The organism is Bradyrhizobium nanningense (assembly GCF_004114535.1).
In the GTDB taxonomy this organism is placed as follows: domain Bacteria; phylum Pseudomonadota; class Alphaproteobacteria; order Rhizobiales; family Xanthobacteraceae; genus Bradyrhizobium; species Bradyrhizobium nanningense.
Genome location: NZ_LBJC01000023.1, coordinates 38,393 through 52,315, shown reverse-complemented (window position 1 = coordinate 52,315; position 13,923 = coordinate 38,393). Strand labels below are relative to the sequence as shown.

Genomic DNA, 13,923 nt, shown 5'->3' with positions numbered 1-13,923 from the left:
AGGACGGGAAGACGCGGCGCTCGTTGGCCCGCAGCGCGGCTAAACAATGATGCCGATGCGAATCCGCCGCAAGTGCCGGCCAATAGAAAAACTCGAAAACCCTACCGCATTGCAATGCGGCGGAAGATCATTTCCGTAGCGCCATGCAACCCAGTTCACGCTTGCGTCAACGCGCGGACCTATCGCCGCGCGTTTGTGTGAAGGGCTGAGCAGCAGTGATAAGGGCGCCGAAATCTCCACAATGTCATGGCCGGACTTGACCCGGCCATCCACGTCTCCAACCGCGGCAGGAAGAACGTGGATGCCCGGGACAAGCCCGGGCATGACGACCTTCCGTATGGTCGCGCACGGCCTGAAATTGCTCCGAGGACAAGCCTTGTCGGATATGAGGGGTTTGCGCGGCAAGTTTGCGGAAAATTGCGGGGACTCCAGCCTTGAACCGCTCCAGATCCGTAAACTTTCTCGGGATCGGACCGAAGTTTCTTGCGGTGCAGCGGCTCACGTTTTAGGGTGGCTGCATTCCCACAATCGGAGTCGTGAGGCGAATGGTTTCACGACGCTTGTCAGGAGATGACGATGTCCTTCCTTGCCGCTGCGCTCGACCGTGTGAAGCCGTCCGCGACCATCGCGGTCACGGATAAAGCACGCGCGCTGAAAGCGGCGGGCCGCAACGTCATTGGCCTCGGCGCCGGCGAGCCCGACTTCGACACGCCCGCCAACATCAAGCTGGCGGCGATCCGCGCCATCGAAGCCGGCAAGACCAAGTACACTGCGGTCGACGGCATCCCCGAGCTGAAGGAGGCGATCATCGCCAAGTTCCAGCGCGAGAACGGGGTCGCCTACAAGCCGAACCAGATCATCGTCGGCACCGGCGGCAAGCAGGTGCTCTACAACGCACTGATGGCCACCATCAATCCGGGCGACGAGGTGATCATTCCCGCGCCGTATTGGGTCAGCTACCCCGAGATGGTGGCGCTCGCCGGCGGCGAGCCGGTGCCGGTGGTCTGCACCGCCGCGACCGGTTTCAAGCTCCAGGCCGAAGCGCTCGAGCGCGCGATCACGCCAAAGACCAAATGGGTGATCCTGTGCTCGCCGTCGAACCCGACGGGAGCCGCCTACACGCGTTCGGAACTGAAGGCGCTGACCGACGTGCTGGTGAAGCATCCCCATGTCTGGGTGATGACCGACGACATGTACGAGCACCTCGTCTATGACGACTTCCAGTTCACCACGGTCGCGCAGGTCGAGCCCGGCCTCTATGATCGCACGCTCACCGTGAACGGCGTCTCCAAGGCCTATTGCATGACCGGCTGGCGTATCGGCTATGCCGGCGGTCCGGCGCAACTCATCAAGGCGATGTCGACGATCCAGTCGCAGTCGACCTCGAACCCCTGCTCGATCGCGCAATGGGCCTCCGTCGAGGCGTTGAACGGTCCGCAAGAGTTCATTCCGGCCAACAACAAGGTGTTCAAGGAGCGCCGTGACCTCGTGGTCTCCATGCTCAACCAGGCCAAGGGGATCGAGTGCCCGCGTCCCGAAGGCGCATTCTACGTCTATCCGTCCTGCGCCGGCACCATCGGCAAGAAAGCGCCGTCGGGCAACTTGATCTCGAACGACGAGCAGTTCGTCACCGAGCTGCTGGAGACCGAGGGCGTCGCCGTGGTGCAGGGTTCGGCCTTCGGCCTCGGACCTGCGTTCCGCATCTCCTATGCGACCAAGACCTCGGACCTCGAAGACGCCTGCAAGCGCATCCAGCGCTTCTGCGGCAATCTGCGGTAAGCCTGTTGCGACGAGAATTGAAAAGGCCCGCCCCGCGCGGGCCTTTTTTATTTGGGGTGGAACGGAGCCGGATGGTCTTCTGCTCTGGTCGACGTTGTGCCTTGTCCCTCACCCGCCGCGCTTCGCGCGTCGACCTCTCCCCGCTGAAGTGCGGGGAGAGGTTAAGCGACGCCGTCAGGCAGGCACCGCTCTCTCACTTCCTCGCCCCGTTCTTACGGGGAGAGGGTGGGGTGAGGGGCTTCTCTCCACGACGGCGATTTTAGAGAGGTCCGATCTGGCTCCCACAACACTCTTGTGGCATAGAGGCGCAACGCGGATGGGGCGCTCTTTGCTCGCATCACATCATCGCCGGAGATATTTCATGCGCCGTTCGTTCATCTTCGCTGGGCTCGCCGTCGCCAGTCTCATTGCCTCCAGCGTCAGCGGCAGCGCGCAGCAGCGGATGGCGCGGGTCGGCGTGCTCGAATGCCGCGGCGGCGCCAGCGTCGGCTTCATCGTGGGATCGGTGACCCATCTCGGCTGCGTGCTGCGCGCCGATGGCTTGCCTGACGATCGCTATGTCGCGACGATCCGCAAGGTCGGTGTCGACATCGGCATCACCCAGGAGACGGCTTTGGCGTGGGGCGTGTTCGCACCGGTCGATCGGCTCGGCCCGGGCGACCTCTCCGGCAATTATGCCGGCGCGCAGGGCAGCGCCTCGGTCGGCGTCGGCTTGGGAGGCAACGTGCTGGTCGGCGGCTCCAACAATTCAATCGCGCTCCAGCCGCTCAGCGTGCAGGGCCAGGTCGGTCTCAACGTCGCCGCCGGCCTCGAGAGCCTGGAACTCCGCCCGGGCCGTTGAGACGTAGAGCAGGCTGTCTCTCACCTCTTCCCTGCGAGGGGAGGTGGAACACCGACTGATCGCATCAGGCACTATAAGACTTGATCTAAGTGACGACGCACCGCAGCGACGTTTGATGCTTGCCAAATCTCGGCGACGGGCAGAGCATCTCCGTTTGCCGACCCAATCACGGGCCGAGCTCCACATCAAGGAGGCGGCGAATGGGACAAGACGTCAGAAGTCCCCGAGGTCCACGGTGCATCGCGCTGGTGGGCCCTTTCCAAAGCGGTAAAACCACACTTCTCGAAGCAATACTTGCGCGAACGGGCGCCATCCCGCGCGCCGGCAGCGTCGATGCCGGAACTTCCGTCGGCGACGCCACGCCAGAGGCCCGCCATCACAAGATGACCGTCGGGCTGACTGCCGCCACCACGAGTTTCATGGGCGACAGCTACACCTTCCTCGATTGTCCCGGTTCCGTCGAATTCGCCCACGACATGCGCGCCACGCTGCCCGCGGTCGATGCGGCGATCGTGGTCTGCGAGGCCGACGAGAAGAAGCTGCCGCAGCTTCAGATCATCCTGCGCGAGCTGGAGGAGCTGAAGATCCCGCGTTTCCTGTTCCTCAACAAGATCGACCGCGCGAGCCAGCGCATTCGCGAGTCGCTCGCGATGCTGCAGCCCGCCTCCCGCGTGCCGCTGGTGCTGCGCCAGATCCCGATCTGGAAGGACGAACTGATCGAGGGCTTCGTTGATCTCGCCCTGGAGCGCGCCTTCGTCTATCGCGAGCACAAAGCCTCCGAGGTGGTCGCGCTCGAAGGCGGCGATCTCGATCGCGAGAAGGAAGCCCGCTTCTCGATGCTGGAGAAGCTCGCCGATCACGACGATACGCTGATGGAGCAACTGCTCGAAGACATCCAGCCGCCGCGCGATGCCGTGTTCGACGATCTTGCCCGCGAATTGCGCGAGGGGCTGATCTGTCCCGTGCTGCTGGGCGCCGCCGCGCGCGAGAACGGCGTGCTGCGCCTGATGAAGGCGCTGCGTCACGAGGCGCCTGGCATCGCGGAGACCGCAAAACGCCTCGGTGTGCCCGAGACCAAGGACGCGCTCGGCTACGTCTTCAAGACGCTGCATTCGCAGCATGGCGGAAAGCTGTCGCTGACGCGGCTGCTCGCAGGTCACCTCGACGACGGTGCGACGCTGCAATCAGCCTCGGGCGGAGCGGGGCGCATCTCCGGCATCCTCGCCGTCAACGGCGCCTACGACACCAAGCGTGCTGCGGCCGAGGCCGGCGATACGGTGGCGCTCGCCAAGCTCGATCCGATCAAGACCGGCGACACGGTCTCGAACGGCAAGACGCCGCCTGCCGCGTTGATCGAAATCGAGCCGACATCTCCGGTGCTCGCGATCTCGATCGCGGCCACCGATCGCAAGGACGACGTCAAGCTCGGCCAGGCGATGGCGCGGCTGCATGAGGAGGATCCTTCGCTGGTCGTCGTGCAGAATGCCCAGACCCACGACACCGTGTTATGGGGACAGGGCGAGATGCACTTGCGCGTCGCCGGCGAGCGGCTGCGCGACCGCTTCGGTGTCAAGGTCATCTCGCATCCGCCGGGTATCGGCTACCAGGAGACCATCCGCAAACCGATCACCCAGCGCGGACGCCACAAGAAGCAGTCCGGCGGTCACGGCCAGTTCGGCGATGTCGTGCTCGACATCAAGCCGCTGCCGCGCGGCGACGGCTTCAAGTTCGCCGAGAAGGTGGTGGGCGGCGCCGTGCCGCGCAACTACATCCCTGCGGTCGAAGAAGGAGTCGTCGACGGATTGGCGCGCGGTCCGCTCGGCTTCCCCGTCACCGACGTGCAGGTGACGCTGACCGATGGCTCCTATCACAGCGTGGACTCCTCCGACCTCGCCTTCCGCACGGCGGCGCGGATCGGGCTCAACGAAGGCCTGCCGCAATGCCAGCCGGTCTTGCTGGAGCCGATCCACGTGGTCGAGATCGTCTGCCCGACCGATGCGACCGCCAAGATCAACGCGATCCTGTCGGCGCGGCGCGGACAGATCCTCGGTTTCGACACCCGCGACGGCTGGAGCGGCTGGGACTGCGTCCGTGCCATGATGCCAGAAGCCGAGATCGGCGAGCTGATTGTGGAGCTGCGCTCGGCCACCGCCGGCGCCGGCAGCTTCACCCGCCAGTTCGACCACATGGCCGAAGTCACCGGCCGTGCCGCCGACCAGATCATCGCCGCGCATCAACACGCGGCGTGATTGGTTTCGCGCGCGACGGGACGCGTACTCTCTCTCACCCTCTCCCCGCTCTTCGCGGGGAGAGGCGGGGTGAGGGGCTGTTTCCACGCGTGCCGCGTCTCAAGTCGGTCGCGCCCTCTCCCCTCATGGAGGAAGCGGCGCGCGAATATTTATCGCCGTCACCCTGAGGTGCTCGTCTTGCGAAGCAAGGCGAGCCTCGAAGGGCGACGGCCCGGCTGCAGCAGCTGGGCCGCCCATCCTTCGAGGCTCCCCATGCCGCCGCTTCGCGCCGCATGGCTCGCACCTCAGGATGACGGAGCCAATCGTGTGGCTGTGGCAGGGCGACCGATTGGATCGCCCGACCCTTGCGCTCACTCTCGAATGATGTATTTTAGATCATTGTATATGTTCTAGATATCATTTATAAGTGCTGGTAAGTGAGGCCGAGGTGATCACGTCATTCCAGATGCGGGCAGCCCGCGCGCTGCTCGGCATTGACCAGAAAACCCTGGCGGAGCTTGCCGGAGTGTCGTTGCCGACCATCCAGCGGATGGAGGCCTCGACCGGCAATGTGCGTGGCGTGGTCGAGACCCTGATCAAGGTGGTCGAGGCGTTCGAGCGGGCCGGCATCGAGCTGATCGGCGAGCAGGTCCGCAGCGACAGCGGTGGGCGTGGCGTTCGCCTGAAGGAGCCCGGGCCGCCGCGCCGCGTCGGAGCATGATCGGGCGTTGATCGTGCGTGGGATCAAGATGGGCCAGCGCATCGTCGCACCTCGGCAACACGGGACGCACGATGCTTCGGAGCATCGAGGGGCAGCGGAGCATTTTTGCTGAGATGAGCATCACAAGCGATCAGGCGAGCCGGCTGCACCGGCTGCGCCAACCGACTTTTGCCGAACTGTATCTGCCGAAACTCGTCACCGTCTGGCGTGAAGGCTACGGTCTTGAGGATTTCGGCGCCGACGTCTTCGCGGGCCTGACGGTTGCGATCGTGGCGCTGCCGCTGTCGATGGCGATTGCGATCGCCTCGGGCGTGACTCCGGACCGCGGCCTCTACACCGCCGTGGTCGGCGGCTTCATCGCCTCGCTGCTCGGCGGCAGCCGTTTCCAGATCGGCGGACCTGCCGGCGCGTTCACCGTATTGGTCGCGGCGACCGCGGAGCGCCACGGCGCCGACGGCGTCATCCTCGCCACCATGATGGCGGGCCTGTTCCTGATCGCCGCCGGCCTGTTGCGGATCGGGACCTACATCAAGTTCATTCCCTATCCGGTGACGGTCGGCTTCACCGCCGGCATCGCCGTGATCATCTTCGCCAGCCAGCTCCGCGATCTCTCGGGCATCACGCTCGCGGGAAAAGAGCCCAGCGAATTCGTGCCGAAGCTGCTCGCGCTCGCCGGCGGCCTCAACAGCGTCAATCCATCCGCGGTCGCAGTCGCCGTCGTCAGCATCGCCATCATCGCGGCCTTGCGGATTTGGCGGCCGTCCTGGCCCGGGATCCTGATCGCGGTGGTGTTGGCGGCCGTCGTGTGTGCGGCGTTCTCGCTACCGGTCGAAACCATCGGATCGCGCTTCGGCGGCATTCCGCGCGAATTGCCCTCGCCGGCCTTGCCGGCGTTCTCGATCGCGAAGGCGACCGCCGTGCTGCCCGATGCGATCGCGTTCGCGCTGCTGGCCGCCATCGAATCGCTGCTGTCTGCGGTGGTCGCCGACGGCATGACCGGGCGCCGTCACCGCTCCAATTGCGAGCTGGTAGCGCAAGGCGCGGCCAATTTCGTCTCGGCGCTGTTCGGCGGCATCTGCGTCACCGGCCTGATCGCGCGTACCGCCACCAACATCCGCGCCGGCGCACGCGGGCCGCTCGCGGGCATGCTACATTCGGTCTTCCTGCTGCTGTTCATGCTGATTGCGGCGCCGCTTGCAAGCTACATCCCGCTCGCCGCGCTCGCCTCGGTGCTGGTCGTGGTGGCCTGGACCATGGCGGAGAAGCATGAGTTCGGCACATTGCTGCGCTCGTCATGGGGCGATGCCGTCGTGCTGCTCGCAACCTTCCTGCTGACGATCTTCCGCGACCTGACCGAAGGCATCCTGGTCGGCTTCGCGCTCGGCGCGGTGCTGTTCATCCACCGCATGGCGGAGATGACGGGCATCGAAGAACGCTCGCCGCTGGCCGCGGCCGATCGTCCCGACGACGGCAATGGCGACCGCGTTCCCTACGATTCCGCGCTTGCGGTCGATCGCGACGTGCTGGTCTACCGCATCACCGGCGCGTTCTTCTTCGGCGCGGCCTCCGCGATCGGAGGCGTGCTCGACGCCGTCGCCGACAAGCGCAAGGCCTTCGTGGTCGATTTCGCCGCGGTGCCGTTCCTGGATTCGACAGCGGCCAACGTGCTCGGCCGCGTCGCCGCCAAGGCGCACCGCGAGGGCATCCGGCTGTTCATCACCGGGGCTTCGCCCGCGGTCCGCCGCGCGCTGCTCACCCATGGCGTGACGCCGCCGCGCGCGCGATATCGCCAGAGCCTTGAGCGCGCGATCGCCGACATCAAGGGCGGCGCAAGTGAGGAGGCTGCGGCGAGCTGACGGCGCGCGGTTATCGACCGGCCGGCTGACCGACATTGTGGCCTCCGTGCGCTTGACAGAGCGGGCGCGACGCGAAATGGATCGCGTCGGGAATTCGGCCCCGAGGGAAAGATGACCGCGTCCAAATCGCCTGCAGCCTGTCTGATCGGATGGCCGGCCGCGCATTCGCGCTCGCCGCTGATCCATCATTACTGGCTGCGCACGCTGGGCATTGAAGGCGGCTACGTCATCGAGGCGGTGCCGCCCGAAGACTTGCGCGATTTCGTGTTGCGGCTGTCGCTGCGCGGCTTCGTCGGCGCCAACGTCACCATCCCGCACAAGGAGAGCGTGCTGGCGCTGTCGACGCCCGACGCTCGCGCCAGGGCCGTGGGCGCGGCCAACACGCTGTGGTTTGCCGATGGCGAGCTGCGCTCGACCAATACCGACGTTGAAGGTTTCATCGGCAATCTCGACGCCAGCGCGCCCGGCTGGGACGCGGCCGAGGAGGCGCTGGTGCTGGGCGCCGGCGGTTCCTCGCGTGCGGTCGTGTTCGGGTTGCTCGAACGCGGCATCAAGCGCGTCCATCTCGCCAATCGGACCATCGCGCGGGCCGAGGCGCTGGCAAGGCAGTTCGGGCCGAAAGTGCAGCCGCTGCCCTGGGACGCGATCGGCGATGTGCTGCCGCGCGCAAAGCTTCTCGTGAACACGACCTCGCTCGGCATGCACGGCCAGCCCTCGCTCGATGTCGACGTCGCGCGCCTGCTGCAGGCGGCGGTCGTTGCCGACCTCGTCTACGTCCCGCTGGTGACGCCGCTGCTTGCCGCGGCCAAGGCGCGTGGCCTGAAGACCGCCGACGGGCTCGGCATGCTGCTGCATCAGGCGGTGCGCGGCTTCGAGCTGTGGTTCGGCCGGCGGCCCGAGGTCACGGCCGAGCTGCGCGCATTGATCGAGGCCGATCTCACAAAGACTTGAGAGAATAGGGTGGGTGCTTCGGAGTTCTCTATCCGTGGGGACAACCGGAGACCGTCATGTCTGTTCAACGTGCAACTTTCACACGTCCGCTGATCGCCGTCGCGATGGTGGCCGTATCGACTTACTTCGCCTTCGCCCAGAAGGCGCCGGTGCCGACGCGGGTGCGCGGCACCATCGAAGCCGTCAACGGCGACACGATGCAGGTCAAGTCGCGTAGCGGCGAGGACGTCAAGCTGAGCATCGCTCCTGACGTGAAGGTATCAGGGATCACCAAGATCTCACTCGCCGAGATCAAGCCGGGTTCGTTCATCGGCGCGACCACGGTGCCAGGACCGGCCGGCGGCCAGAACGCCGTCGAGGTGCACGTGTTTCCGGAGAGCATGCGCGGCACCGGCGAGGGCTCGCGGCCCTATGACCTCAAGCCCAATTCCAGCATGACCAATGCGACGGTGGCCGAAAGCGTCGTCGGCAACGACGGCCATACCCTGCTGGTCAAGTACAAGGACGGCGAGAAGAAGGTGTTCGTCGCCGACAATACGCCGGTGGTGACCTTCGTGCCGAGCGACAAATCCGAGTTGAAGCCGGGTGCGAAGGTCATCGCCTTCATGCAGCAATTGCCGGACGGCTCGTTCGAGACCAACCGCGTCAGCGTCGGCCGCGACGGCCTGACACCGCCGATGTGAGGCGCGGGATATATTGCGCAACTACCGCGACAGACACCGCTGTCGTCCCGGACAAGCGTCAGCGCAGATCCGGGACCCATAACCACAGGGTCAAGTTGTTGCGCGAAGGAGGTAACTCCGAGTCCCCATAGCCACGTCCGCCTGTGGCTATGGGTCCCGGATCGGCGCGCGCTTAGGGCGCGCTTGTCCGGGACGACGGCCGTGTTTGACGCGACGGTTTCGCCTCACATCGCAATGATATGATCGTCGATCTCGTCGATCCGGTTGACGCCGCACAGGCCCATGGTGGTGAGCAGCTCCTTCTGGATGATGTCGATCGCCTTGGCGACGCCGGCCTGGCCGCCGGCCCCTAAGCCATAGGCATAGGCGCGGCCGATCATGCAGGATTTCGCGCCGAGCGCGAGCGCGCGCATCACGTCCTGGCCGGAGCGGATGCCGCCGTCGAACATGATCTCCATCCTCTCGCCGACCGCATCCGCGATCTCGGGCAGCACCTCGATCGAGGACGGGGCGCCGTCGAGCTGACGGCCGCCATGATTGGACACGACCAGGGCCTGCGCGCCGGTCTTGGCGGCTTCCTCGGCATCCTCGACGTCGAGGATGCCCTTGATGATCAGCTTGCCCGGCCAGATGCTGCGGACCCACTCGACGTCCTTCCAGCTCAGCGACGTGTCGAACTGCGAGGCGGTCCATTCGGCGAGGCGGTTCAGATCCTCGGTGTTCTTGACGTGACCTGCGATGTTGCCGAAGGTCCGGCGCTTGCCTTGCAGCACGCCGGAGACCCAGGTGGGCTTGCTGGCGAAATCCAGCAGCTTCGACAGCGACCATTCCGGCGGCACCGTCATGCCGTTCTTGATGTCGGCGTGGCGCTGTCCGATCACCTGGAGGTCTACGGTCAGCACCAGCGCGCTGCACTTGGCCGCGATCGCGCGCTGGATCAATTCCTTGATGAAGCCGCGGTCCTTCATGACGTAGAGCTGGAACCAGAACGGCTTCTCGACGCTGGCGGCGATGTCCTCGATCGAGCAGATCGACATGGTCGATTGCGTGAACGGGATACCGGCGGCCTGCGCGGCGCGGCAGGCGTGGATCTCGCCGTCGCCATGCTGCATGCCGAGCAGGCCGACGGGCGCGAGCATCAGCGGCATGGTCGAGGGCTCGCCGAGGATCGTGGTCGAGGTGTCGCGCTTGGAGACGTCGACCAGGATGCGCTGGCGGAACTTGATCGCCTGCATGTCCTCGCGGTTGGCGCGCAGCGTCTCCTCGGCATAGGAGCCGCGGTCGCAATAGTCGAAGAACGCCTTCGGCACACGACGCTTATGCAGGGCGCGAAGATCGTCGATACAGGTAATATGCTTCATGCTCGTTTCCCCGGCCCGTCTTACTCGGAAGTCTTGCATCGGAAGATTTCGAGGTCATCTAGCATGGTTGGATGCACAGCCAAATCGTTTGCAGAACGTTTTGCAGGAGAGTGCCATGACGAGGCCGCACGCCGGACCTTCCCCGGAAGAGCTCAAGGAAAAGCATGATCTCGAGGAAGCCCTGGAAGAGGGGCTGGAAGAGACCTTTCCGGGCTCCGATCCCGTCAACGTCACCCAGCCGGCGCCGAGCCGCGGGGACAGCCACGTGAAGCGCAGCGGCGAGACCGGGTTCCGCCCCGTTTCGCCGTCTGGGCGGGAAACATAGTGTTAACAGGACGTTAGCGGATTGGCGGGAGTTCCGGTTCCGTAATCATTCATCATATTTTTTGAAGCCAAGTTAGCCGCACAAGCATTATAAGACCCCAAGCAAATCAGGGATGCGGGGCCTGTTCGGGCAGCCCGTGGTTGTCGAAGGGATTCCTGGTCGTTGCGTTGGGGGACGATATGAGCCGCAAATATTTCGGGACGGACGGGATTAGGGGCCGCGCCAACGGACTGATCACGCCGGAGCTCGCGCTCAAGGTCGGCCAGGCCGCAGGCCTTGCGTTTCAGCGCGGTGACCACCGCCACCGTGTCGTGATCGGCAAGGACACCCGCCTTTCGGGCTATATGATCGAATACGCGATGGTCGCCGGTTTCACCTCGGTCGGCATGGACGTGCTGCTGGTCGGGCCGATGCCGACGCCGGCGGTCGCGATGTTGACCAAGTCGATGCGCGCCGATCTCGGCGTCATGATCTCCGCCTCGCACAACCTGTTCGAGGACAACGGCATCAAGCTGTTCGGCCCGCAGGGCTTCAAGCTGTCCGACGACGTCGAGCGGCAGATCGAGCAGCTGCTCGACGAGTCCCTCGACAAGAGGCTCGCGCAGAGCGCGAGCTTGGGCCGCGCCCGCCGTATCGACGGCGTGCATGACCGCTACATCGAATTCGCCAAGCGCACGCTGCCGCGCGACCTCTCGCTCGACGGCCTGCGCGTCGTGGTCGATTGCGCCAACGGCGCCGCCTACAAGGTGGTACCGGAAGCGCTGTGGGAGCTGGGCGCCGACGTCGTGCCGATCGGCGTCGAGCCCGATGGCTTCAACATCAACAAGGAATGCGGCTCGACCTCGCCGGAAGCGCTGTCGAAGAAGGTGCGCGAGATGCGCGCCGACATCGGCATCGCGCTCGACGGCGATGCCGACCGGGTCATCCTAGTCGACGAGCGCGGCCATATCGTCGACGGCGACCAGCTGCTCGCAGTCATTGCGCAGAGCTGGAAGGAAGACGGCCGGCTGTCGCGTCCCGGCATCGTCGCCACCGTGATGTCCAATCTCGGGCTCGAGCGCTTCCTGAAAGGGCAGGGGCTCGATCTCGTCCGCACGCCGGTCGGCGACCGCTACGTGCTCGAGCAGATGCTGAACGGCGGCTACAATCTCGGCGGCGAGCAGTCCGGCCACATTATTCTGTCCGACTACGCCACCACCGGCGACGGGTTTGTTGCGGCGTTGCAGGTGCTGGCGGTGGTGCAGAAGCTGCGCCGCCCCGTCTCCGAGGTCTGCCACCGCTTCGATCCGCTGCCGCAGATCCTCAAGAACGTCCGCCACAAGGGCGGCAAGCCGCTCGACGATTCCGACGTCAAGTCGGCGATCTCCGACGGTGAGAAGCGGCTCAACGGCCACGGCCGCCTGTTGATCCGCTCGTCCGGCACCGAGCCCGTGATCCGCGTCATGGGCGAGGGCGAGGACCGCATCCTGGTCGAGGACGTCGTCGACACCATCGTCTCCGCGCTCGGCCAGGCCGCGGCTTAGGATTTCTCAGGCGCGAGCGGGGTGGGGTGATCTCACCCCACGTGCAGTATCGTAGGGTGGGCAAAGCGAAGCGTGCCCACCACTTCTGTGCCGTGGGGCACGGCGCAATCGCGCCTTTGCCCGCCCTGCAATTCCTTCGTCTTGGCGAGATACGAGACCCTCATGGTGAGGAGCCCGCCAGAGGCGGGCGTCTCGAACCATGCTGGCCGCGCTGCTTCGCGGCAGACCAAGCGCATCCCAGCCATTTGCGATTGGCGGTGGTTCGGTCGCCGCCAGCATCGTACCTAGCAAGCTGCGGCCATCTGCCGCGCCGGGATGTTGCATTGAACAAGCCTGTCGTCGTCTCAGAGGAAGCGCTGACCGAGCCCGTCGTCGTCGCTGACGTCGCACCCGCCGCCAAAGCAGCAGGGCCGGCTTACGTCGTGCTCGCCGGCATCAGCTTCTCGCACTTCCTCAACGACACCATGCAGTCGCTGATCGCCTCGGTGTATCCGATCCTGAAGGACACCTACGCGCTCGATTTCGCGCAGATCGGCATGATCACGCTGGCCTTCCAGTTCACGGCCTCGCTGCTGCAGCCCGTGGTCGGGCACTACACCGACAAGAAGGCGCAGCCCTATTCGCTGGCGATCGGCATGGCCTCGACTTTCTTCGGCCTGCTGCTGCTCAGCGCCGCGCAGCAATATCTCGTCATCCTCGTCGCCGCCGCACTGGTCGGCCTCGGCTCGGCGGTGTTTCACCCGGAGTCGGCGCGCATCGCGCGGCTCGCCTCGGGCGGCCGCTACGGCTTTGCGCAATCGGTGTTCCAGCTCGGCGGCAGCTTCGGCACCTCGATGGGGCCGGTGCTGGCGGCGCTGATCGTGGTGCCGCTCGGGCAGGGCAGCATCGCCTGGTTCTCCTCGATCGCGTTCCTGGCGATCCTCATCCTCTGGCGCATCGGCCGCTGGTACGCGCCGCAGATCAAGGCGAGGAAGATGGCGCCGGTTCAAGCCCATCCCGACGCGCCGAGCTCGCGCCGCGTCGCCGTCGCGCTGCTCGTGCTGGTCGCGCTGCTGTTCTCGAAACAGCTCTACGTCTCGAGCCTGTCGAGCTACTACATCTTCTATTTGATCGACCGCTTCGGCGTGTCGACGCAGGCCGCCCAGATCTATCTCTTCATCTTCCTGGCGGCGAACCCGGTCGGCGCGTTTCTCGGTGGCCCGCTCGGGGATCGCTTCGGCCGCAAGATCGTGATCTGGATTTCGATCCTCGGCGCGCTGCCGTTCACGCTGGCGCTGCCCTATGCCGGGCTGGTTGCCAGCGCGGTGCTCAGCATCGTCATCGGCCTGATCATCTCCTCGACGACGTCGTCGATCATCGTGTTCGCGCAGGAGCTGGTGCCGCACCGTTTCGGCATGATCTCCGGCGTGTTCTTCGGCGTCGCCTTCGGCATCGGGGGGCTAGGGGCGGCCGTGCTCGGCAAGCTCGCCGACCACACCTCGATCGAGTTCGTCTACCAGGTCTGCGCTTATCTGCCGGCGATCGGCTTGCTTGCGGTGTTCCTGCCCAAGCTGCCGCGGCACACGCGTTGACGCGTCCTCTCTCGCTGCAGCGCACTTTCACGGATCGTTAGCAATTGCGGCCAAGTCGTCGCATTTGATGCGGCATTCTTGCAA

At 65.4% G+C, this 13,923-nt stretch carries 12 protein-coding genes; 10 read left to right on the top strand and 2 right to left on the bottom strand.

The window, feature by feature from the left end:
- Positions 1 to 39: 39 nt before the first annotated feature.
- Entirely contained in the window at positions 40 to 324 is a 285-nt protein-coding gene (locus tag XH84_RS16330) for a hypothetical protein (protein ID WP_128921511.1), read from the bottom strand.
- Positions 325 to 576: 252 nt separating this feature from the next.
- Here XH84_RS16330 and XH84_RS16325 point away from each other — a divergent pair, with 252 nt between their 5' ends.
- From XH84_RS16325 to XH84_RS16295, 7 genes are all read left to right on the top strand, one after another.
- Positions 577 to 1,779: a pyridoxal phosphate-dependent aminotransferase gene (locus XH84_RS16325; protein ID WP_128921510.1), complete on the top strand. Its 1,203-nt coding sequence runs from the start codon at positions 577 to 579 to the stop codon at positions 1,777 to 1,779.
- Between the two features lie 361 nt (positions 1,780 to 2,140).
- Positions 2,141 to 2,620, top strand: coding sequence for a DUF992 domain-containing protein (locus XH84_RS16320; RefSeq protein ID WP_128921509.1), 480 nt, complete (start codon positions 2,141 to 2,143; stop codon positions 2,618 to 2,620).
- A gap of 200 nt (positions 2,621 to 2,820) precedes the next feature.
- Positions 2,821 to 4,869 (top strand): elongation factor G, encoded by a 2,049-nt coding sequence (locus XH84_RS16315; protein ID WP_128921508.1) that lies wholly within the window; start codon positions 2,821 to 2,823, stop codon positions 4,867 to 4,869.
- Positions 4,870 to 5,296: 427 nt separating this feature from the next.
- A complete protein-coding gene (locus tag XH84_RS16310; RefSeq protein ID WP_128921507.1) occupies positions 5,297 to 5,569 on the top strand; it encodes a helix-turn-helix domain-containing protein in 273 nt (90 codons plus the stop codon).
- Between the two features lie 113 nt (positions 5,570 to 5,682).
- Positions 5,683 to 7,425, top strand: a complete 1,743-nt coding sequence (locus XH84_RS16305; RefSeq protein WP_128921506.1) for a SulP family inorganic anion transporter — start codon at positions 5,683 to 5,685, stop codon at positions 7,423 to 7,425.
- Between the two features lie 111 nt (positions 7,426 to 7,536).
- Positions 7,537 to 8,376, top strand: a complete 840-nt coding sequence (locus XH84_RS16300; RefSeq protein WP_128921505.1) for a shikimate dehydrogenase — start codon at positions 7,537 to 7,539, stop codon at positions 8,374 to 8,376.
- Positions 8,377 to 8,432: 56 nt separating this feature from the next.
- Complete coding sequence (locus XH84_RS16295) at positions 8,433 to 9,059, top strand: hypothetical protein (RefSeq protein WP_128921504.1); 627 nt, start codon at positions 8,433 to 8,435, stop codon at positions 9,057 to 9,059.
- 224 nt (positions 9,060 to 9,283) lie between these two features.
- Here XH84_RS16295 and XH84_RS16290 read toward each other — a convergent pair whose 3' ends face one another.
- Positions 9,284 to 10,420: an alpha-hydroxy acid oxidase gene (locus XH84_RS16290; protein WP_128921503.1), complete on the bottom strand. Its 1,137-nt coding sequence runs from the start codon at positions 10,418 to 10,420 to the stop codon at positions 9,284 to 9,286.
- A 115-nt stretch (positions 10,421 to 10,535) separates the two neighbouring features.
- On the opposite strand from XH84_RS16290, the gene XH84_RS16285 reads away from it, so the two are divergent.
- The 3 genes from XH84_RS16285 (at position 10,536) to XH84_RS16275 (ending at position 13,839) form a co-directional block, all read left to right on the top strand.
- Complete coding sequence (locus XH84_RS16285; protein WP_128921502.1) at positions 10,536 to 10,745, top strand: hypothetical protein; 210 nt, start codon at positions 10,536 to 10,538, stop codon at positions 10,743 to 10,745.
- A 179-nt stretch (positions 10,746 to 10,924) separates the two neighbouring features.
- Positions 10,925 to 12,268, top strand: coding sequence for a phosphoglucosamine mutase (gene glmM / locus XH84_RS16280; RefSeq protein ID WP_128921501.1), 1,344 nt, complete (start codon positions 10,925 to 10,927; stop codon positions 12,266 to 12,268).
- 323 nt (positions 12,269 to 12,591) lie between these two features.
- Positions 12,592 to 13,839: an MFS transporter gene (locus XH84_RS16275; protein ID WP_164936507.1), complete on the top strand. Its 1,248-nt coding sequence runs from the start codon at positions 12,592 to 12,594 to the stop codon at positions 13,837 to 13,839.
- The last annotated feature ends 84 nt before the right edge of the window (positions 13,840 to 13,923 follow it).